The 20,207-nt window shown below is 70.3% G+C and carries 20 protein-coding genes and 1 pseudogene; 9 read left to right on the top strand and 12 right to left on the bottom strand.

The window, feature by feature from the left end; genetic code table 11:
* Window positions 1–60 precede the first annotated feature (60 nt).
* Together FG385_RS10845 and FG385_RS10840 are read left to right on the top strand one after the other, a co-directional pair.
* A complete protein-coding gene (locus FG385_RS10845) occupies window positions 61–1,464 on the top strand; it encodes an MFS transporter (protein WP_139096532.1) in 1,404 nt (467 codons plus the stop codon).
* The gene (locus FG385_RS10840) at window positions 1,409–2,482 is read left to right on the top strand and encodes an amidohydrolase family protein (protein ID WP_139096531.1); all 1,074 of its coding nucleotides are present in this window, start codon (window positions 1,409–1,411) and stop codon (window positions 2,480–2,482) included. Before FG385_RS10845 ends, FG385_RS10840 begins: the two co-directional genes overlap by 56 nt.
* Before the next feature lie 45 nt (window positions 2,483–2,527).
* Here FG385_RS10840 and FG385_RS10835 read toward each other — a convergent pair whose 3' ends face one another.
* Genes FG385_RS10835 through FG385_RS10820 form a run of 4 tightly spaced genes read right to left on the bottom strand, consistent with a single transcriptional unit; the run spans window position 2,528 to window position 5,038 of the window.
* On the bottom strand, window positions 2,528–3,553 hold the full coding sequence (locus tag FG385_RS10835) for an ABC-2 transporter permease (RefSeq protein ID WP_139096530.1): 1,026 nt from the start codon (window positions 3,551–3,553) through the stop codon (window positions 2,528–2,530).
* Window positions 3,550–4,422, bottom strand: coding sequence for an ABC transporter ATP-binding protein (locus FG385_RS10830; RefSeq protein ID WP_139096529.1), 873 nt, complete (start codon window positions 4,420–4,422; stop codon window positions 3,550–3,552). Before FG385_RS10830 ends, FG385_RS10835 begins: the two co-directional genes overlap by 4 nt.
* Window positions 4,419–4,811 carry a GntR family transcriptional regulator gene (locus FG385_RS10825; protein ID WP_139096664.1) on the bottom strand — a complete coding sequence of 131 codons (393 nt, stop codon included), beginning with the start codon at window positions 4,809–4,811 and terminating at the stop codon, window positions 4,419–4,421. Before FG385_RS10825 ends, FG385_RS10830 begins: the two co-directional genes overlap by 4 nt.
* Window positions 4,812–4,864: 53 nt before the next feature.
* Complete coding sequence (locus tag FG385_RS10820; RefSeq protein ID WP_139096528.1) at window positions 4,865–5,038, bottom strand: anthrone oxygenase family protein; 174 nt, start codon at window positions 5,036–5,038, stop codon at window positions 4,865–4,867.
* Between the two features lie 5 nt (window positions 5,039–5,043).
* Here FG385_RS10820 and FG385_RS10815 point away from each other — a divergent pair.
* Both FG385_RS10815 and FG385_RS10810 read left to right on the top strand, forming a co-directional pair.
* Window positions 5,044–5,718: pseudogene (locus tag FG385_RS10815) on the top strand (cupin domain-containing protein); the annotation flags it as partial.
* Between the two features lie 13 nt (window positions 5,719–5,731).
* The gene (locus tag FG385_RS10810) at window positions 5,732–6,544 is read left to right on the top strand and encodes an SAM-dependent methyltransferase (protein ID WP_139096527.1); all 813 of its coding nucleotides are present in this window, start codon (window positions 5,732–5,734) and stop codon (window positions 6,542–6,544) included.
* Between the two features lie 10 nt (window positions 6,545–6,554).
* On the opposite strand, the gene FG385_RS10805 is transcribed toward FG385_RS10810, so the two are convergent.
* On the bottom strand, window positions 6,555–7,781 hold the full coding sequence (locus FG385_RS10805) for an MFS transporter (RefSeq protein WP_235022504.1): 1,227 nt from the start codon (window positions 7,779–7,781) through the stop codon (window positions 6,555–6,557).
* 79 nt (window positions 7,782–7,860) lie between these two features.
* On the opposite strand from FG385_RS10805, the gene FG385_RS10800 reads away from it, so the two are divergent.
* The 3 genes from FG385_RS10800 (at window position 7,861) to FG385_RS10790 (ending at window position 10,325) form a co-directional block, all read left to right on the top strand.
* Window positions 7,861–8,409 (top strand): TetR/AcrR family transcriptional regulator, encoded by a 549-nt coding sequence (locus FG385_RS10800; protein WP_139096526.1) that lies wholly within the window; start codon window positions 7,861–7,863, stop codon window positions 8,407–8,409.
* 91 nt (window positions 8,410–8,500) lie between these two features.
* A complete protein-coding gene (locus FG385_RS10795; protein ID WP_139096525.1) occupies window positions 8,501–9,478 on the top strand; it encodes an NAD(P)-dependent alcohol dehydrogenase in 978 nt (325 codons plus the stop codon).
* A gap of 46 nt (window positions 9,479–9,524) precedes the next feature.
* The gene (locus FG385_RS10790) at window positions 9,525–10,325 is read left to right on the top strand and encodes an IclR family transcriptional regulator domain-containing protein (RefSeq protein ID WP_139096524.1); all 801 of its coding nucleotides are present in this window, start codon (window positions 9,525–9,527) and stop codon (window positions 10,323–10,325) included.
* 23 nt (window positions 10,326–10,348) lie between these two features.
* Here the strand turns inward: FG385_RS10790 and FG385_RS10785 are convergent, their stop codons facing one another.
* Genes FG385_RS10785 through FG385_RS10765 form a run of 5 tightly spaced genes read right to left on the bottom strand, consistent with a single transcriptional unit; the run spans window position 10,349 to window position 14,950 of the window.
* Window positions 10,349–10,708, bottom strand: a complete 360-nt coding sequence (locus FG385_RS10785; protein ID WP_139096523.1) for a hypothetical protein — start codon at window positions 10,706–10,708, stop codon at window positions 10,349–10,351.
* On the bottom strand, window positions 10,705–11,568 hold the full coding sequence (locus FG385_RS10780; protein WP_139096522.1) for a DODA-type extradiol aromatic ring-opening family dioxygenase: 864 nt from the start codon (window positions 11,566–11,568) through the stop codon (window positions 10,705–10,707). The genes FG385_RS10785 and FG385_RS10780 overlap by 4 nt, the downstream gene beginning before the upstream one ends.
* The gene (locus tag FG385_RS10775) at window positions 11,561–12,358 is read right to left on the bottom strand and encodes a citryl-CoA lyase (RefSeq protein WP_139096521.1); all 798 of its coding nucleotides are present in this window, start codon (window positions 12,356–12,358) and stop codon (window positions 11,561–11,563) included. The genes FG385_RS10780 and FG385_RS10775 overlap by 8 nt, the downstream gene beginning before the upstream one ends.
* Window positions 12,351–13,484 (bottom strand): CaiB/BaiF CoA transferase family protein, encoded by a 1,134-nt coding sequence (locus tag FG385_RS10770; RefSeq protein WP_139096520.1) that lies wholly within the window; start codon window positions 13,482–13,484, stop codon window positions 12,351–12,353. Before FG385_RS10770 ends, FG385_RS10775 begins: the two co-directional genes overlap by 8 nt.
* Window positions 13,481–14,950 carry an amidohydrolase family protein gene (locus FG385_RS10765; RefSeq protein WP_139096519.1) on the bottom strand — a complete coding sequence of 490 codons (1,470 nt, stop codon included), beginning with the start codon at window positions 14,948–14,950 and terminating at the stop codon, window positions 13,481–13,483. Before FG385_RS10765 ends, FG385_RS10770 begins: the two co-directional genes overlap by 4 nt.
* A gap of 203 nt (window positions 14,951–15,153) precedes the next feature.
* Here FG385_RS10765 and FG385_RS10760 point away from each other — a divergent pair, with 203 nt between their 5' ends.
* A complete protein-coding gene (locus tag FG385_RS10760) occupies window positions 15,154–15,504 on the top strand; it encodes a UBP-type zinc finger domain-containing protein (RefSeq protein ID WP_139096518.1) in 351 nt (116 codons plus the stop codon).
* Window positions 15,505–15,521: 17 nt separating this feature from the next.
* Window positions 15,522–16,754 carry an acetyl-CoA hydrolase/transferase family protein gene (locus FG385_RS10755; RefSeq protein WP_139096517.1) on the top strand — a complete coding sequence of 411 codons (1,233 nt, stop codon included), beginning with the start codon at window positions 15,522–15,524 and terminating at the stop codon, window positions 16,752–16,754.
* Between the two features lie 21 nt (window positions 16,755–16,775).
* Here the strand turns inward: FG385_RS10755 and FG385_RS10750 are convergent, their stop codons facing one another.
* Complete coding sequence (locus FG385_RS10750) at window positions 16,776–18,797, bottom strand: phosphocholine-specific phospholipase C (RefSeq protein WP_139096516.1); 2,022 nt, start codon at window positions 18,795–18,797, stop codon at window positions 16,776–16,778.
* A 146-nt stretch (window positions 18,798–18,943) separates the two neighbouring features.
* Window positions 18,944–20,059 carry an NDMA-dependent alcohol dehydrogenase gene (locus FG385_RS10745; protein WP_139096515.1) on the bottom strand — a complete coding sequence of 372 codons (1,116 nt, stop codon included), beginning with the start codon at window positions 20,057–20,059 and terminating at the stop codon, window positions 18,944–18,946.
* Window positions 20,060–20,207 lie beyond the last annotated feature (148 nt).

The following is a 20,207-nucleotide window of genomic DNA, read 5'->3' as shown; positions in this document are numbered from 1 at the left end:
GCTCTGGCAAAACCCGTGATTCGCTCGGATCCAGGCCTTCGACAGAGGCAGGAGACGACGGTGTCACGACCCCAGCCGATCGACGCGATCGAAGAACTGCGGACCGCCCGCTTCGGCGGCTTCCACCTGATCCTCGTGGTGAGCATCATGCTCGCGATGATCTTCGACGGATACGACACGCTCAACGCCGCGTACGTGATCCACTACACCGTGAAACCGTGGGGCCTCAGCCATGCCTCGACCGGGCTCATGGTCTCCTCCGGGCTGATCGGCTTCCTCATCGGCGCGCTGGCGCACGGTCCGGTCGCCGACCGCATCGGCCGCCGCCCGGTGCTGCTCGGCGCCCTGTTCGGCTCGGGCTTCCTGAGCCTGCTCACGGCGAGCCTGGCGAACGCCTTCGGGCCGTTCATCCTGTTGCGCTTTCTCACCGGGATCTTCCTCGGCGTGATCATGCCGCTGGGCACCGCGTACATCAACGAGTTCGCCCCGGCGCGCTCGGCGAACCGCGTCGTCGCGTTCGCCGTGGGCGGGCTCAGCCTCGGCGGCCTCTTCGCCGCGCTGGTGGGCATCTACGTGACCCCGCACTGGGGCTGGCATTCGCTGTACTGGATCGGCGCGGCACCGCTCCTGCTGGGCGCGCTCCTGTTCCCGCTGCTACCGGAATCCGTTCAGTACCAGGTGATGCGCGAGCGCCACGACGACGTCGCGAGGACGCTCGGGAAGATCAACCCCACCCGGAGCTACACCGGCGAACGGTTCGTGCGGCCGCGCGAACGCGCGTCGACGGCGGAGATGATCGGGACCGTGGTGGGGTCACGGTACCGGCGCACGAGCATCGCGCTGTGGGTGTGCGCGTTCATGATCCTGTTCTGCATCTACGGACTGTCGGGCTGGCTGCCGTCGGTGATGGAAAGCCGCGGGAACGGGTTCGCCGCCTCGTTCTCGTTCCTGGCGATCATGCAGCTGGCGGGGATCGTCGGCGGGGTCGCCGTGGCCTTCGTCTGCGACCGCCGCCGCGGCGATCTCGCACGGGGCCTGGTCGTGCTGATGATCGTCGCGGCCGTCGCGGTCGTGGTCGTCGGGGTGAGCACCGGCGCGGCCGTCCAGCTCGTCTTCACCGGGTTCGCCGGGTTCGGCATCATCGGCGGGCAGTCCGTTTTGGACACCCTGTCCGCGCAGACCTATCCGGCACACCTGCGCAGTACGGGCACCGGGATGATGTTCGGCGTCGGCCGCGTCGGCGGCATCCTCGGCCCGTATCTCATCGGCTGGCTACTCGACTGGACCCACGGCGCGACCTCGGTGGTGTTCGTGGTGATGGTGGTGGCGACGAGCGTCGCGGCGATCACCGCCGTGGCGCTGGTCTCCTTCCGCCGCGGAATTTCCACTATGGACAGAAAGGACGAGTATGACGGAACCCTTGACGACGGGCGGCCAGGCCGGCTATCTGCGGATCGCCACTGAGGAGGCCTACGCCCCGCCCGAGCTGATCGAGGCGTTCGTCACGGCACTGGAGACCACCGAAGACATCGGTTTCTCGAGCCTGATGGGCCACTACCTGACCAGCGACGCCGAGCGCCCGCGCTTCGTCCGCGATCGCCTGCAGGACGCGGGCGAGAAACGCTTGTCCGAAATGGACGCGGCGGGGATCGACCACGCGGTGCTGGCGCTGACCTCGCCCGGCACGCAGGTGCTCGGCGACGACGAAGCGCGCGAGATCGCCGCCATCACCAACGACCGGATCGCCGAGGCCTCCCGCACGTACCCGTCCCGGTTCTCCGGCCTGGCGGCCGTCGGGTTCGGCGATGTCCCGGCCGCGGTGAAGGAGCTCGAACGCGCGGTGTCGTCCCTGGGGCTCAAGGGTTTGATCTGCAACTCGCATATCAGGGGCCACTACCTCGACGAGCCGCGGTTCTTCCCGATCCTGGAAGCGGCGGAATCCCTCGGCGTGCCGGTGTACCTGCACCCGAACACGCCGAACAACGACATGATCAAACCGCTCTACGAGGCGGGCCTCGACGGGGCGATCTTCGGCTTCGGCGTGGAGACCGCGATGCACCTGCTGCGGATGATCACCGCCGGGGTGTTCGACCGGTTCCCGCGGCTCAAGCTCGTGGTCGGGCATCTGGGCGAGGCGCTGCCGTACTGGCTGTACCGCCTCGACTACATGCACGCCGGGCAGGTGAAGGCGAAGCGGTACGAGGCGATCAAGCCGCTGGAGCTGAAGATCAGCGAGTACTTCCGGCGCAACATCTGGCTGACCACGAGCGGGATGCCGTGGGCACCGACCATCATGTACGCCCGTGAAGTGGTCGGCGCGGACCGCGTGATGTACGCGATGGACTACCCCTACGAGTACGTCCCCGACGAGGTCCGCATGCAGGACGCGCTGCCGTTGACCCCCGCGGAGCTCAAGCAGTTCTACCAGGACAACGCGATTGAGGTGTTCGGCCTGGACGAGGCGGCGCTCACCGGTTCGTGACCCGCCCCGCCGCCCTGGCCCCGGCGCGGGGGCCAGGGCGGTGCGTCACGACAACCGCCGGCGGATCCACCAGAACCCGAACCCGCACAGTCCGGCGGTGAGCACCAGGAACACCCCCGTCTCGAGCCACTGGAAGAGCCAGAAACGGCTGTCGGGCTGGTAGCTGATCCGCTGCCGGTAGCCGGAATCGGCGAGCCGGGAGAAGCAGGCCCGCTGTGCCTGGGCGACTCCGGACTCCTGCCGCGGCGGTCCCATGCAGTCGTCGATCCACGAGGGCAGCGTCCGCACCACCTGCCCCGAGCGGTCGACCGTCACGCTGGACAGGATCCACGCGCCCGCCTGATCGGTGGCCACGTCCAGGCTCGTCATGCCGGCCGGGCCGCCGCCGATACCGTGCAGGTTCTCCGCCGTGATGTCCACGGTGGTCTGCACCGGCGGCATCAGATGCGGCCGGATCCACAACGGCATCGCGAGCTGGATGCCGACGAACACGGCGAGTGTCACGGCCATCGCGGGAATCGTGCGCCGCACCAGCATCCCGGTCACCGCTCCGAGCGCGAAGGCGAACGCGGCGTACCCGACGGGCGTGAGGTCCCGCGCGGCGAACAGCACCGGGGAAAGTCTCGGGGACTCGGCGCTGGTCTGCTGGATCGGATCGGACCACCAGGTCACGGCGGCACTGACGATCCCGGCGGCGATCATCGCGGAAAGCCCGGCGAGCCCGAGTTTGACCGCGAGCCAGCGGGTCCGGGTCACGCTCTGGTTCCACACCAGCCGGTGCGTCCCGGTTTCCAGTTCGCGCGCGATGAGGGGCGCGCCCCAGAACAGCCCGAGCAGGCCCGGTACCACCATCGTGACGATCGCGAGCCCGAAGAAGACGCCCTGATGGCCGCGCCAGAACTCGGTGGTGAACGCCGAGCAGCTACCGTGCGCCTGGCACGCGGCCAGACCCGAGTGGTACAGCTCCGCCAGGCCGGGCCCGGTGATCGCGAGGGCGGCCACCAGCGCGGCGACGCCCCCGAACACGACGAATGCCTGCAGGCGGAACTGGCGCCAGGTCAGCCAGATCATTTCAGGACCTCCAGCGCGGGACGGGCGGGCGGTGCGCTCATGTAGGCGAGGACGAGGTCCTCCAGCCCGACCGGCTCGACCGTCCACTGTGGATCAAGGATGGGTTCTCCGGTGCGGACGAGCAGCGTGCTCTGCCGGTCGGTGTGGCTCGCGGACACGACCTGCTGGCCGGCTGGCAACGCGTCCGGATCGCGGCGCGGCCCGGTGAGCAGGCGATGGGTGGCGAGCAGGTCGTCGACGTCCCCGGCGATCCGCACACGCGAGTCGACGAGCACGACGAGGTAGTCGCAGATGCGTTCCAGGTCGGTCACCAGATGCGAGGACAGTACGACGCTCAGCTCGTATTCGGCGGCCGCCTCCATCAGTCCCTGCAGGAACTCCCTGCGCGCCAAGGGATCCACGGCGGCGACCGGTTCGTCGAGCAGCAGCAGCTCGGGCCGCTTGCCGATGCCGAGGGTCAGCGCCAGTTGAGCGCGCTGGCCGCCGGACAGCCTTCCCGCCCGCTGACCGGGGTCCAGGCCGAGCCGTTCGATCCGCGCCCGCGCGGCGGCGGCGTCCCATCGCGGGTTGAGCCTGGCGCCGAGCCGCAGGTGCTCGCCGACGGTCAGCCCGCCGTAGGTCGGGGTGTCCTGGGCGACGAAGCCGATCTTCGCCGAGCCGGGAGCCGGGCGCTCGCCGAGCACCTGCAGGCTGCCCTCGGTGGGCGACAGCTGGCCCGCGGCGAGGTTGAGCAGGGTCGACTTGCCGGCCCCGTTCGGCCCGACGAGCCCGGCGACGCGCCCGGCCGGGATGTCCAGCGTGCAGCCGGACAGCGCCCAGTGGCGGCCGTACCGCTTGCCCAGCGCCTGGGTTTCGAGTGCACTCGTCATGCTATGTCCTCCTGGGCGCCGGCCCGAAAGGTCGTCAGGAAGAGGGCTTCGATGCTTTCGTCGTCGAGCCCGGCGCGGCGCGCCTTGGCCAGCCACCGGCGCAACTCGTGGCGCAGCGGGCCGTGCGCGGCGAGCGAGGCGTCGCTCAACGTCCGCGTCACGAACGTGCCGACTCCGGGCCGGGCGGCGACCAGGCCCTCGTGCTCGAGCTCTCGGTAGGCCTTCAGCACCGTGTTCGGGTTGATCGCGACGCGCGCGACCACCTCCTTGACCGTCGGGAGCTGATCTCCCTCGCGCAGCACCCCCAGCCGCAGCGCCTGGCGCACCTGGCGGACGAGCTGCAGGTACGGCGATACGCCCGACCGCGTGTCGAGATGGAACTCGATCACCGAGTCCTCCATTCATCTAGGTAACTAGCACAATAGATGAATGGATCCCGGTGTCAACTCCGCACGTGCACGACCAGCGACCACACGAGGCACCCGAACCCCGCGAGCGAAAGCACCGTGCGGACGTTGTTCCACCGCACCCACGCGGTCTCGAACCGCGCGCGGACGGCGGCGAAATCCGCGCCACCCGCGTCGAGCGCGTTGTTGAGCGGCACGTTGAGGCTCATCGTCACGAACGTGGGGCGACGCGCCCGACGGCCCGACCGTGCTGCTGACCGGCACGTACCCGATGCCGGGCGAGATCAGCCGCCGGCTGCTCGAAGCGCTGCCCCCGGTACTGGTGCTGCGCGACGAGGACTGGAACAGCCCACTGGTCGGCCTGCTGGCCGACGAGATCGGCCGCGACGAGCCCGGCCAGGAGCCGATGCTCGACCGGTTGCTCGACCTCTTGCTCATCTCGGTGCTGCGCACGTGGTTCGCCCGCCGCGAGGGCGACGCGCCCGCGTGGTACCGGGCGCATCACGATCCGGTGGCGGGCCGGGCGTTGCGGTTGCTGCAGAGCGCCCCGGCGGAGCCGTGGACGGTCACCTCCCTCGCCTCACGGACCGGGGTCTCCCGCGCGACGCTCGCGCGGCGCTTCGCGACCGCGATCGGTCAGCCGCCGATGGCGTTCCTCGCCGGATGGCGGCTCGCGCTCGCGGCGGACCTGCTCCGCCAGCGTCCCGATGCGACGGTCGGCGCCATCGCGCACCAGGTCGGGTACGGCAGCGCGTTCGCGCTCAGCACCGCGTTCAAACGCGAGTACGGCCTGAGCCCGCAGCGGTACCGGCGCGCACGCGAGAATCATCCGGTGACCGCTCGCGGCGCCGAACCGGGTGCCATGATGAAACCGCGCATCCCCCAGTGAAAGGTGGCCGCGGATGTCCACCACCAACGAAGGTCCCCGCCCGGTCCGAACGCGGGCGACCGCGGCCGGTGTCTACGAATGGTTCCTCGGCGGGAAGTACAGCCAGCAGGTCGACGCCGAGGCGGCGATCGCCAGCCAGCGCGCGTTCCCGCTGGCGTCCCGCACCATGCGGTACAACCGGCAGTTCCTGCAGCGGGCCGTGCGGTACCTCGCGGGCCAGGGCGTCCGGCAGTTCCTCGATCTGGGGTCGGGATATCCCAGCTCCGGCAACGTCCACGAGGTCGCGCCCGGCGCGCGCGTGGTGTACGTCGACTACGAGCCGGACACCGTGGACGTGAGCACGTCGATCCTCGCGGACGATCCGGACGTCACCTGCGTGCTCGGCGACCTGCGCGAGCCCGGCGAGATCTTCGCGCATCCTCAGGTGGGGCGGCTGCTCGACTTCGGCGAGCCGGTCGGGCTGCTGATGATCGCGGTGCTGCACTTCCTCCCGGACACCGAGCAGACCGCTCGGCTCGTCCGCGGCTACGTGGACCGGCTCGCGCCGGGCAGCCATCTCGCCATCAGCCACGGCAGGAGCGCGCCGAGTTCACGGGTGCGTGAGCTCCAGACCGAGGCCGCCCAGGTCTACAACAAGACCGTCAGCGAGAACGGTTACCCGCGCCCCATCGAGGAAATCGAGCGTTTCTTCGGCGGGACCGTGCTGGTTCCGCCCGGCGTCTGCCCGGTGACCGACTGGCATCCCGACGATCCCGACCACCAGCACGACGACGAAGACGAGGCGAGCGCGATCATCGCGGGCGGGGTCGGGCGAGTCGAGCGCTGAGGGCGCGACGTCAACGGCGCGCCCGCACCTGCCCGATCACCGAAGCCGCCGCGGCGACGAGGACCAGCACGCCCGCGTAGACGATCGCGGTCGGGCGGAGGCCGAAGCTAGTCGCCGCGAGGCCGGCCGCGACGGCGGGCACGCTGAACGCCAGGTACGAGACCACATACGCCACGGCGAACAGCTCACCGCGCTCCGAGGGCGCCGAAATCCGCCCCATGGTCCCGAAAATCGCCAGCGCCGCCGCGCCGAACCCGATCCCGGCCACGATCGTGCCCACGATCCCGAGCGCGATCGAACCCGTGGCCATCGCGGCCAGCGTGAGGACGAGTCCGGCCACCAGCAGCGGCGCCGCCGCGCGCAGGACCTGCCCGGCCGGGCGGCTCCGGAGTACGAACGTGGTCAGCGCACCCGTCGCGCACAGCAGCGTCACCACGAGCCCGCCGACGAAATGGTTCGTCAGGCCGAACACCCCGGCCGCCACCGACGGCCCGAGCGACAGGTAGAGCCCGCCGAGCGACCAGCTCGCCACCATGATCGGGATCAGCGCGAAGAAGTCCGGGCGCAACCGGGCGGGTACGCCCAGCCGCGGCACGAGCGAGCGGATACCGCCGGGACGGCGCGCGGAGGTCTCGGGCATGGTTACGACGATCAGGCCCGCGAGCACCATGCCGGCCAGCAGCAGGGCGAACACCAGGTGGGTCGGCGCGGGCGCGAACTCGACGAGCGCGCCGCAGCCCAGCGCGCCCACCGCGAGCCCGCCGACCGGCGCGACCCCGTTGACCACACCGGCCCGGCCCGGCCGGTGCGGTGGGTTCAGATCGACGAGCGCCGCTGCCAGGGTCGTCGTCGCCGCGCCGGTCGCGACGCCCTGCACGAGCCGGGCGAGGAAGAGCACCGAAACGTCTCCGGCGACGAAGAACAGGACCAGGGCGACCGCTTCCAGGGCGACCGCCGAAGCGAGCACGGGCCGTCGCCCGATGTGGTCGGAAAGCGCGCCCAGCACGAGGAGCGACGCGATGAGCCCGAGCACGTACACCGCGAACACGGCGGTGAGGGTCGTGGCGGAGAAATGCCAAGCCTGCTGGTAGACGATGTAGAGCGGGGACGGCGCGCTGGAGGCGGCCATGAACATGACGAAGATCGCCGCGATGGCCACGAAGCTGACCGCATGCGGCAGGCGTCTGCGCACCGCGGCCGGCTCCCCCAGCGTCGCGGCGAGTACTGGCTCGGACAAGACCACTCCTCAAAGGCAACGATCGATGCGTTTGGAGCTAGCTTAGCGCAAACGCAGCGATCGGTGCGATAATAACCTCATGCCCAGCACTACCAGCACCAGGCCGGGCGGCCGCTCCGCGCGGGTCCGCGCGGCCGTCCACCATGCGGTCGAGGAACTCCTGTCCGAGAACCCGGCCGAAGCCGTGACGCTGCCGCTCATCGCCGCCCGCGCCGGCGTGCATCCGACGACGGTGTACCGCCGCTGGGGCTCGCTCGCGGAACTGCTCAGCGAGGTCGCGACGAGCCGGTTCAGCGGCGACATCGTCGTGCCGGACTCGGGCAGCCTCCGCGAGGACCTCGAACGCTGGGCGATCGACGTGAGCACCGACCTGTCCGACCCGGACACCGTCGCACTGATGCGCGCCACGCTCGGCTCGGCCGCCGAAGGTGGCTGCGCCTGCGTCGGCGACCGCCACGCCCAACTCGACGCGATGCTCGAGCGCGAGCGCTCCCGTGGCGGGAAGGCGCCCGGCGTCCAGACCGCGGCAGACGCGTTGCTCAGCCCGCTGTACTACCGCGCGCTGTTCACCACCGAGCCCATGGAACCCGGCTGGGTGCGCGGCCTGGTGCGGAACCTGTTGCGGTGAGGGGCCACACACCCGGGTTTTTCCCTGATGTCCGGATTCTCCCGGTGTTCTAACGTCGGCGGCACTGGCGGCTGGAGCACCGGGAGACCCGATGAAGGCGATCGTCCAGGACCGGTACTGCGCACCCGAAGCCTTGGCGTTGCGCGAAATTCCCCAACCCGCACCCGGACCTGGCGAAGTCCTCGTCCGGGTCCGGGCGGCCTCGGTCAACGCCTACGACTGGCATCTGATGCGCGGCGACCCGTATGTCGCCCGCTTCATGGGCCATCCGATGGGGTTCGGCGGCCCTGCGGTGCAGGTCCGCGGCCGGGACTTCGCCGGCGAGGTCGTCAGCGGCGACAGTCCCGGCCTGCGGCCCGGTGACGAGGTGTACGGCGAGGCCGACGGTACGTTCGCCGAGTACGTGTGCGTGCCTGGCGACGCCGTGGACCGCAAGCCCGCGAACCTGACCTTCGAGCAGGCGGCGGCCGTCCCGCTCGCCGGCAACACGGCGCTGACCGGCCTGCGCGACACGGGCCACGTCCGGGCCGGGCAGCGCGTGCTGATCAACGGCGCCTCCGGCGGGGTCGGCACCTTCGCCGTGCAGATCGCGAAAGCCTCGGGCGCGAACGTGACCGCGGTATGCGGCACCCGGAACGTGGAACTGGTCCAAGGGCTCGGCGCCGATCGGGTCATCGACTACACGCGCGAGGACTTCACCCGGGGCACCGAACGGTACGACCTCGTGCTCGATCTGGTGGGCAACCGTTCGCTGGCCGGGCTGCGACGCGTCCTGGCGCCGGGAGGCCAGTTGCTGCTCTCCGGCGGCGGGATGTGGGCGGGCGGCCGTTTTCTCGGGCCCGTGGCGCTGTTCGTCAGGGGTGCGCTGGCGGACCGGTTCACCCGCCTGCGGGTGCGGGCCTTCACCGCCAAGGTGAGCCGGGAGAACCTCGCGACCCTGCGTGAGCTCGTCGAATCGGGCAAGGTGGCCCCGGTGATCGACCGGACGTACCCGCTGAGCGAAGCGCCCGAGGCAATCCGCTACCTCGAAGACGAGCACGCCCGCGCGAAGGTCGTCGTCGCCATGTGACGGACACCTGTCCGCGAAAGGCTGGGCCAGCGGGTAGCCTCTCCCTATGCGGCGAGACGGCAACCCCGAGTTCATCGAAGCCCTGGCCCGCGGGCTCGACGTCCTGCGCTGCTTCCAGCCGGGCCGACCGGCCATGACGCTCAGCGAGGTCGCCGCCGCCACGGAGCTGGCCCGCCCCACCGCGCGCCGGATCCTGATCACGCTCGAGCAGCTCGGCTATGTCCGCAGTGCGGACGGCACCTTCTCCCTCACACCGCGCGTGCTCGAACTCGGCATGGCCTACATCGGCTCGGTCAACCTGTGGGAGCTCGCCCGGCCGCATCTGCGCGAGCTGGTGAGCCAGACCGGCGAGTCCTGCTCGATCGCCCAGCTCGACGGGTCCGACATCGTGTACGTGGCCCGGGTCGCGGTGCCCAAGCTCGTCGCGCTGGCCGTGACCATCGGCACCCGCTTCCCGGCGCTGCCCACCTCGCTCGGCAAGGTGCTGCTCGCCGCGCTCAGCCCCGGGGAGCTCGACCGGGTGCTGGCCGAACCGAGCCGCTCGGGCGTGCCGCAGCGGTGGACGCCGGAGCGCGACGAGATCGACGCCGCGCTGCGGGACGTGCGCGCCCGCGGGTGGGCGGCCACCGACCAGCAGCTCGCGCTGGGCATCCGCTCGGTCGCCGCGCCGATCCGCGACGGGGAGGGCAAGGTGGTCGCCGCCGTGAACGTCAACGCCCACGCCGCCGAGACGACGATGGAGACCCTCGTCGACCACCACCTGCCGCTGCTGCTGCGCGCGGCCAGCGCGATCAGCGCCGACTGGGACGCCTGGCACGCCCGCCCTCTGGAGACCGTCGCCACCTGACCCACCACCCAACGTCGAACTGGTCAGGTGGCGATGTCGGGGTAGGGGAGGGTGAATCGCGAGAGGGCGCGGGCGTATTCGGTCTGGAAGCCCAGCGGTTCGTGGTCCCGTTCGAATATCCCGATGAACAGCGTCAGCGTCAGGAACGGGTGCGCGCCCAGCTCGAACAGCTTCGGGTAGTCGTGAGTGGACAGTGCCAGCCGCTCGGTCTCGTCGAAGCTCTGCCACGTCGAGCGCTCGCCGTCGTGGCAGGCGAGGATCCGGTTGGCCTGCTCGGCCTCCCACCACGAAACCGTGCCCGCCGGGTCCTCGCGGTAGCGCTCGACGAGCTCCGGATCACGGTCGATCGTGAACAGGAACTTGTTCAGCAGGTACTTGCTCACCGCACACCTCCGCCGGGGTACCAGGTGAAGTAGGCCTCCATCGTGTGGAACAGGTCGTAGGTGTCGACGTAATCCGCCTTCGCGCCCTCGCCCGCGACACCCATCATGAGCATGAAGTCCATGAACCCGTGCGTCGCGTTCCCAGGCAGGTGCAGGCTTTCCAGCGTCACCTCGCCGAGGCACTTCTCGATGTCGCCGCCGGAAATCCAGTCCACCGCCTTGCGGTCGAACTCGGGGTCCGGCCCGTGCGGCCCGAACTGCCGTGGCCCGCCAAGCTCGAGCGACAGGTGCCCGGTGCCGATCACGGCGACCCGCTTGTCCGACGGCCAGGACTCGATCAGCTGCCGGATCGTCTGTCCCAGTTGGACGAACCGCTTCGGCTGCGGGAGCGGCGGGGCGAAGATGTTCGTGTAGACCGGCACGATCGGCAGATCGTTCTGCGGGCGCAGGGTGATGATCGGGCAGGTGATCGAGTGGTCGATCCGCAGCTCGTTGGAGAACGCGAGGTCGAACCCGGCGTCGAGGCCCTCGCGCAGCACGTACGCCGAAAGGTCCTCCTGGCCTTTCAACACCATCCGCGGCAGCCCGAACTCGCGTTCCTCGTTGTACCAGTTGGCGTCGTAGACCGGCGCCTTGCCGACGAGGAACTGCGGCATGTTGTCCAGCCACAGCTGGTGGAAATGGTCCGAGCCGACCATCACCAGCACGTCCGGCCGCGCCCTGGCCAGGGTCTCGCGGAACGATTCCACCTTGCGCACCCATTCGTCGGCGAACGGCGGCCGGTCCTCGCCCGTGGCGGTGCTGGCGCGGTAGTAGAACGGGTGGTGCGTGGACGCGATCACCGCGACCAGCTCAGCCATGTGAACCTCCATAGGGTTCCGGGGGAACGGATGCGTTGTGCAGATCCACCGACAGGAAGATCTCGTTCGCGACCGGGTTCCGCAGTTCCTCCGCGAGCTGCCCGATCAGCCCCGCCGTACGCGCGAGCAACGCGAAGCCGCGCAACAGTTCCAGCGGCAACCCGAGATCGGCGAGCGCGGCGCCGCAGACGCCGGCGCCATTGAGCGGCAACGTCTTCCCGAGCACCTGCGGGTGCACGCGCCCGATCGCCGCGAACAGCGAGAGGTGCGGACCGTACAGGTTCTCCTCGGCGGCGATCTCGAACAGCCGCGGCGTGCGCGGGTCGCCGTCCTTGTGCACATGGTGCCCGAGCCCGGGGATGAACTTTCCGGCTTCCCGCCGGGATTTCACGGTTTCCAGCGCGAGCGCGTCCCAGCCCTCGTCGTCGGCGGGCAGCGGGGCACCGGCGAGCACCTCGTGCAGAAAACGCCCGCAGTCCTCGGTGACGCCGAGGAACCGCGAGCCCCCGCCGAGCAGCCCCGCCGCGAGCGCGCCCTGGATCGAGTCGGGCGCGGACAGGTACGTGAGCCTGGTGACGATCGCGGTCGGGGTGAACCCGTGATCGGCCAGTGCCGCGAGCACCGCCTCGAACACGCGCGTCTCCCCCGGCGCCGGGCGGCGCTGGGTGGCGAGCCAGAAAGCCAGCTCCCCGAAGGACACCTTGCCCATCACGTCGCCGGCCAGATCCTGGCCCAGCAAGGTGATCTTCTCCAGCGAGGACGCGCCGAGCGCGGTCGGGTACTCAGTCATCCGGACCCTCCAGCCACTTCCGCAGTTCCGCGCCGTGCTCGTCGAGCCCGGGCGGCGGGAGCCGGTAGCTCACCGGGGTTTCGGAGAACCGGATCGGATGCCGCGTCGTGGGCACGCCCGCGACCTCGACGACCGGGTCGAGCTCGAACCGTTCCGCCATCGCGAACCCGCCGTCGATCGTGTTGATCGGTCCACTCGGGACACCCGCCTCGACGAGCAGGTCGAACCATTCCAGCGCGCCACGTTTGCGCAGCTGTTCGGCCAGGATCGGGCGCAGCTCCTCGCGCCGCTCGGTCCGGTCGGCGTTGCGGGCGAACCGCGGATCGTCGGCGATCTCGGGAATGCCCAGCACCTCGCACAGTTTCCGGAACTGACCGTCGTTCGCGGCGGTGATGATGAGGTCGTTGTCGGCGGTGGGCAGCGGCTCGTACGGGAACACGCTCGGATGCGCGTTGCCCATCCGGTACGGCACGGTGCCGGACGCGACATACGCCGAACTGTGGTTGACCAGCCCGGTCAGCGCCGAGGAGAGCAGGTTGACCTCGACGTGCTGGCCCTGCCCGGTGGCGTCCCGGTGCCGCAGCGCGGCGAGGATGCCGATCGTGGCGTGGTTCCCGGCCATCACGTCGAACACCGAGATCCCGGCCCGGTACGGCGGGCCGGCCGGGTCGCCGGTGAGGCTCATCAGCCCCGAGATCGCCTGCACCATCAGGTCGTAGCCCGGCACGTCCTTCCCTGCGCCGGAACCGAACCCGCTGATCGAGCTGTAGATCACCGCGGGGTTGCCGTCCCGCACGGTCTCGAAGTCGAGCCCGTACTTCGCGAGCCCGCCCGGTCTGAAGTTCTCGATCACCACGTCGGCGCGCCGCGCGAGTTCCCGCGCGATCTTCGCGTCCGCCTCGTCACGCAGATCCAGTGCGATGGAGCGCTTTCCGCGGTTCACGCCGAGGTAGTAGGTCGAGACGCCGTCGCGCACGGGCGGCATCCAGGTGCGGGTGTCGTCCCCGCGAGGGCCTTCGACCTTCACCACGTCGGCGCCCATATCGGCGAGCAGCATCGTCGCGTACGGCCCCGCGAGGATCCTGGAGAAGTCCGCGACCAGGATTCCGGCAAGTGGACCCGTCATTCTTTTCCTTTCAAACCGGCCTTCGTGTGCGTCGCGGCGCTGCGATATTCGGTGTATGTGTAGGGGTTGTCGAGGATCTTGGTCTCCGGGACGTCCGGGTTCATCCCCTGCTGCCAGGCCTCCGCGCCGAGCGTCGAGCGCAGGTAGCCGACGGTCTCGTCGATCTCGCGGCGCACCGCGGCCAGGTCGATGCCGACGAGGCGGTGCTCGTGCTTGACCACCTTGCCGTTGACCAGCACCGTGTGCACGTCCCCGCGCTGGGCCTGGAACGCGACGTGCCCGTAGGGGTTGAGCAACGGGAACGAGACGGCGGAGTCGTCGTTCTTGATCAGCACGATGTCGGCCTTCTTGCCCGGTTCGAGGGTGCCCAGATCGGACTCGCGGCCGAGCGCGTGCGCCCCGCCGCGGGTCGCCCACGCCACGACGTGCTCGGCCCGCAGGCTCGCGTGCGTGACCGTTTCGCCCGTGGCGTGCGCCTCGAGGTGCTCGCGCGACCGGTCGGCGCCGAGCGTCGTGCGCATCGCGGAGAACAGGTCGCCGCTCCACCACACCGACGTGTCCATGGACAGCGAGACCGGGATGCCGTGGGCCCGGATCTGCCAGGTGGGCGGGTAGCCCTGGCCCGCGCTCTGCTCGCTCTCGGTGGACACGGAGATGGAACCGCCGGTCGCCGCGATCCGGTGGTAGGAGTCCGCCGAGAGCGAGGCGGCGTGCACGTAGATGGTTTCCGGCGTCATGAAACCGTGGTCGTGCATGAGCTTGATGCCCTCGTCGCCCGTCGCGCCCCACACGCCGGCGTGCGTCGTGACGGGGACGCCGAGGTCGCGGGCGACCTCGAACGCCGGCTTCTCCGGGAAAGCCGGGTCGCCGGTGACGTCGAAGGCGATCTGGAAGCCGAACATGTCGTCACCGGTCACGCGGCGGTTGACGAAGTCGCGGAACTCGGGCGCGCCGGTCCATTCCGCGGGCGGGGCCTGGATGTTGCCGTAGGCCAGGACGAACCGGCCCGGCACCGACCGCAGCGCGTCGGCGGCCGCGTCGGCGTGCTCGACCGTCTGCAGCCCGTGGGACCAGTCGACCACCGTCGTCACGCCGGATTCGAGCGCCTCGATCGCGGCGAGCACGTTGCCCGCGTGCACGTCCTGGGGCCGGAAGAGCTTGCCGCTTTCCAGGTAGTACCACACGAAATACTGCGTGAGCGTCCAGTCGGCGCCGTAGCCGCGCATCGCGGTCTGCCACAGGTGCCGGTGCGTGTCGATCATGCCAGGCATGACGATGCCGCCGCTCGCGTCGATCACCACCGCGTCCGCGGGCGCCTCCAGTTCGGGCCCGACCGCGGTGATGCGGTCGCCGGTCACGAGAACGTCCCCCCGCTCGTACACCCGGCGGCCGGCGTCCATCGTCAGGACGGTGCCACCGCGCAGGACCACGGGCCGGCCAGGGGCGAACTCGTTCGGCTGGTTCATCGCGACGCTCCTTCGTGTCAAGATCCGTACGACTGTCCGCTAGACGGACGACTGTACGCCCGCTACCTTTGTACGCCGGATCCGGGAAGTCAAGCACTGAAAAAGCCCAGGCGGACACACGTCCGGCCGGCCGCCGCGACAAGGAAACGATCGTCCCGGTCCGCGCCCACCACGTTCAGCTTCCGGCTGGGTATCGTGAGCGCATGGAAGGCATCGAACCGGACGCGCGGCCCAGCGGTACCGGATGCGCCGGCTGCGAGGCGGCCGATCCGCCCGGCTGGTGGTTCCACTTGCGGCGATGCGCGACCTGCGGGCATATCGGCTGCTGCGACTCCTCGCCGATGCAGCACGCCACGGCGCATTTCGCCGAGACCGGCCACCGGTTCGTCCGCAGCTTCGAGCCGGGCGAGGAATGGTTCTGGGACTATCGCGACGAGACCGCGTACGAACGCGGTCCGGCGCTTGCCGGGCCCGAACACCGCCCGCTCGACCAGACCGCACCCGGCCCGGCCGGCCGCGTGCCGCAGGACTGGGCAGCGCACCTGCACGCCTGAGCCGGGAGAATCCTCACGTGCGGACGATCACCGAGAACCAGCTTGCCGCGACCCTTGCCCGCGTACCGGGCGTGCCGCGCGTCGTCGCCAGCGGCAACTTCGCCACGCCATCGGGAGCACTGACGATCCTGGACAAGGCGGTGGCCGAGTACCGGCTGTTCATGCTCAACGCGCAGGCGGGAATTCCCGACCGCGAAGGCGTCACGCTCGAGACGCCGTTCGTCGGGAGCGGGATGCGCGGCAAGCCCGGCCTCCGCTACTTCCCGTCGCGGCTTTCGCTGGTGCCGCACCTGCTCGGCGATGCGCTGCCACCAGACATCGTGCTGCTGCACACGAGCGTGCCCAGTGACGGGACGGTGTCGCTCGGCACCGAGGTCAACATCCTGCCCGCCGCGGTCGAGGCGGTCCGGGCCCGCGGCGGGATCGTCGTCGCGCAGGTGAATCCCCGCATGCCCTACACCTTCGGCGACGCCGTCCTGACCCTCGACGAGATCGACTACGCGATCGAGGTCGACGAGCCGCTGCCGAGCCCGGCGCCGCGCCCGCCCGCGGAGGTGTCGAGGGTGATCGGTTCGCGGGTCGCCGAACTGGTGCCGGCAAACGCGACGCTGCAGCTGGGGATCGGCGGGGTGCCCGACGCGACCCTCGAGGCCCTGTCGGACCGCCGGGGCCTGAAGATCTGGTCCGAGATGTTCAGCGACGGCGTGCTGGCCCTGGAGCGAGCCGGCGCGCTCGATCCGGACGTGCCGGTGACGGCTTCGTTCGCGTTCGGCGGCGCGGAACTGTACGACTGGGTCGCCCGCAACCCGCGAGTCCGGATGCTGCGCACGGAGAAGGCGAACGATCCGGGACTGATCGCCCGGCAGCCGGCGCTGGTGTCCATCAACGGCGCGCTCCAGGTCGATCTGTACGCGCAGGCGAACGCGGGCCGCGTGCGCGGGGTCATCTACTCGGGGTTCGGCGGCCAGACGGATTTCGTCGTCGGCGCCCTGCATTCTCCGGGCGGGCGCGCGGTGATCGCCCTGCCGTCGTGGCATCCGAAGGCCGGAGTGTCGACCGTCGTGCCGCGGCTGACCGGTCCGGTGACCTCGTTCCAGCACAGCTTCATCGTCAGCGAGCAGGGCACGGCGACGATCTGGGGGCACGACGCCGCGGATCAGGCACAGCAGATCATCGACCAGGTGGCGCATCCCGGCGTCCGGGAGGAACTGCGCGAAGCCGGGCGGGATCTCGGTTTCCGCCTGCGGTGACCGGGATCCCGCCGCGGCAGGTCAGCGCGCGCCGAGCGCCGGATCCGACAGCGTGATCCGGCCGGTCTCCACGTGTCCGGCGAGCCGGCGCACGAACGCGCCGTCGGTGACGGACAGGTCGTACCAGCCCGCCGTTTGCGCGGTCCGCACGGTGTGCACCACCCGCGCGCCCGGGCGCAGCCGGTAGGACACCGGCCGGGTGGAGCCGTACCCGGTCGCGTTGGCGACCGCGACGAGCGCCGTGGCCTCGCCCCCATTGGTCAGGACCACCATCAGGTCACCGCTGTCGCCGGCGGGCCGGGCGGCCACCTCGACCCCGGTGCCGCCGCCGGCGAACCGCCGCAGGTAGCCGTTCGGGCCGTGCACGGTGAAGTCGTACGCCCCGTCGGAAAGGCTCCACTGCGCGGAAAGCTGTTGCCCGGCGCCGACGGTGTAGCTCCACGGCCCGGTCGCGCCGCCGGCCGAGGTCACGTGGAAAGCCGCGCCCGCCGTGCCGTTGCTGGCGAACCGCAGCGTCAGCGTGCCGCCGCCGACCGACGCGTCGACGCTCAGGTCGTACGGCAGCGGCATCGCGGGGCGGCGGCCGCGCTCCTGCTTCGGCAGCGCGGGGTTGCCCGGTGGGGTGGGCACGTAGTCGGGGTGGCGCTTGTCGTCGGGCGGTGCGTAACCGGCCGTCGAGGGCAGCGCCGGCACCGAGGTCTCCGTGCGCGAGAAGTCGAACGCGGACGTCAGGTCGCCGGTGATCGCGCGGCGCCACGTGGAGATGTTCGGCTCGTGCACCCCGAAGCGGCGCTCGATGAACCGGATGATCGAGGTGTGGTCGAACACCTCCGAGCAGACCCGCCCGCCCTTGCTCCACGGCGAGACCACGAGCATCGGCACGCGCTGGCCGAGGCCGTAGGGCAGGGAGTCGAGGACCTCTCCCGTGGTGTCCACAGTGGACGCGCCCTGGGCCGCCGACGGCGGCGCGTACGGCGGCACGACGTGGTCGAAGAACCCGTCGTTCTCGTCGTAGGTGACCAGCAGTGCGGTCTTGCTCCACACCTGCGGCACCGCGGTGAGCGCGTCGAGGATCTGCGAGACGTACCAGGCGCCGTAGTTCGCGGGCCAGTTCGGATGCTCGGTGAACGCTTCGGGCGCGACGACCCACGAGACCTGCGGCAGGCGCCCGGCCTCGACGTCGGCCTTGAACGCGTCGAACAGCCCGCCGCCGTTCTTGATGTCGGTGCCGGTGCGGGCCTTGTCGTAGAGCGGGTTTCCCGGCTGGGCGTCGCGGTACTGGTTGAAGTACAGCAACGAGTTGTCGCCGTAGTTGCCGCGGTACGCGTCGGAGATCCAGCCCCAGGAGCCGTTCGCGTCGAGGCCGTCACCGATGTCCTGGTAGATCTTCCACGAGACCCCCGCCTCCTCGAGGCGTTCGGGGTAGGTGGTCCAGCCGTATCCCTTCTCGTCGTTGCCGATGACCGGGCCGCCGCCCTTGCCGTCGTTGCCCGTGTACCCGGTCCACATGTAGTAGCGGTTCGGGTCGGTCGAGCCCAGGAACGAGCAGTGGTAGCCGTCGCAGATGGTGAACGCGTCGGCGAGCGCGTAGTGGAACGGGATGTCCTCGCGCGTCAGGTACGCCATCGTGGTGGTGCCCTTCGCGGGGACCCAGTTGTCGTACTTGCCCTGGTTCCACGCCGCGTGCGTGTCGGTCCAGCTGTGCGGGAGGTCCTGGATGAACTGGAGGCCGAGGTTGCCGACCTGCGGCCGGAACGGCAGGACGTCCTTCGTCCCGTCCGGCTGGTACCAGACCGGTTTGCCGTTCGCGAGCGCCACCGGCCGCGGGTCGTCGAAACCGCGCACGCCGCGAAGCGAGCCGAAGTAGTGGTCGAACGAGCGGTTCTCCTGCATCAGCACGACGATGTGCTCGATGTCGCGCAGGCTCCCGGTGCGGTGGTTGGCGGGGATGGCCGCCGCGCGGGCGATGCTGTCGGTCAGCATCGTCGCCGCGGCGGTACCACCGGCCACTTGCAGGAACCGGCGGCGGTTGAGGTCGGTCATGAACACGTCTCTTTCCGGGGATCGTCAGGGCGGTTCGGCGCCCGCCGTCGACCGACCAGTCTGATCACCGTGCACGGCGCGAAAACGACCTCGCGGCGAAGCTCAGGCAAACATTCACCGCCGTATAGGTCGTTATACTCCCGGCCTCAGGATTCGTGCAGGATCACGCCGCGGATGTTGCTGCCGGCATGCATGTCGGCATAGGCCTGATTCACCTCGCCCAGGCGGTAAGTCCTGGTGATCAGCTCGTCCAGCTTGAGCCGCCCCGCCTTGTACATCCCGGCGAGCCGGGTGATCTCGAAGCTCGGCGTGCCCATCCCGAAGATCACGCCCTGGATCCGCTTCTGCATCATCGAGAGCAGCCACAGGTTGATCGGCAGCCCCTCGGCCTTGACGTCGCCGATCCCGGTCACCACGACCGTGCCGAACTTCGCCACCGCGTTCACCGCCTGCGCCACGTGCTCGCCGGTGGTGACACCGACGGTCACGATCACCGAGTTCGCGCCCTGCCCGCCGGTCACCGAGCGGGCGAAGTCGGCCGCCTGGTCGATGTCGGCGAAGGTGTGCGTCGCGCCGAAGGTCGCCGCCTGCTCACGTTTGAACGCCGCCGGATCCACCGCGATCACGTGCGACGCGCCGCGGGTCGCGGCCGCCTGGACGGCGTTCATCCCCACGCCGCCGACGCCCATCACGATCACCGTGTGCCCGGCCTCGACCTCGGCCGCGTACTCCGCCGAGCCCCAGCCGGTCGGCACCCCGCAGGACAGCAGCGCGGCGACGTGGAAGGGGATGTCGTCGTCGACCTTGGTCAGCGAGAACTCCGACACGATCGCGTGGCGGGCGAAGGTGCCCACCATGGTCATCTGCCCGACCTCGGCGCCGTCCAGATGGGCGCGGTAGGTCCCGTCGGCCTGCGAGCCGGCGAGCGCGTAGATGCCGAGGTCGCACAGGTTCCCGCGCCCGGACGCGCACGGCAGGCACCGCCCGCAGGACGGGACGAACTGCGCCACGACGTGATCACCGGCCGCGAGCGAGCGCACCCCGGGACCGACTGCCTCGACGACGCCGGCCCCCTCATGCCCGCCGATCAGCGGCAGCCGCCCGACCGGCATGTCCCCGGTCGCGGCGTGATCGTCGGAATGACACAGGCCGGCGGCCTCGAACCGGACCAGCACCTCGTTGGCGCGAGGTTCGTCCAGCTCGACCTCCACGAGCTGCCACTTGCCCGGCTGCTCGAGCAGCGCCGCCGCACGGGTTCGCATCGTCGCACACCTCCTGCTAGAACAAGTTCTATCAGGAGTAGAGCATAAGACCGCACCGCGAACAAGGTGTTGACAGCGACGCCCGCAAGCCATGACAGAACAGGTTCTACTTCTCGTCCTTACCGGCGGATTACCGTCCTCGCGAGCC

The organism is Amycolatopsis alkalitolerans (assembly GCF_006152065.1).
GTDB lineage: Bacteria > Actinomycetota > Actinomycetes > Mycobacteriales > Pseudonocardiaceae > Amycolatopsis_E > Amycolatopsis_E alkalitolerans.
The sequence above is the reverse complement of the archived record's forward strand: the minus strand, read 5'-3'. Positions and strand labels throughout refer to the sequence as shown.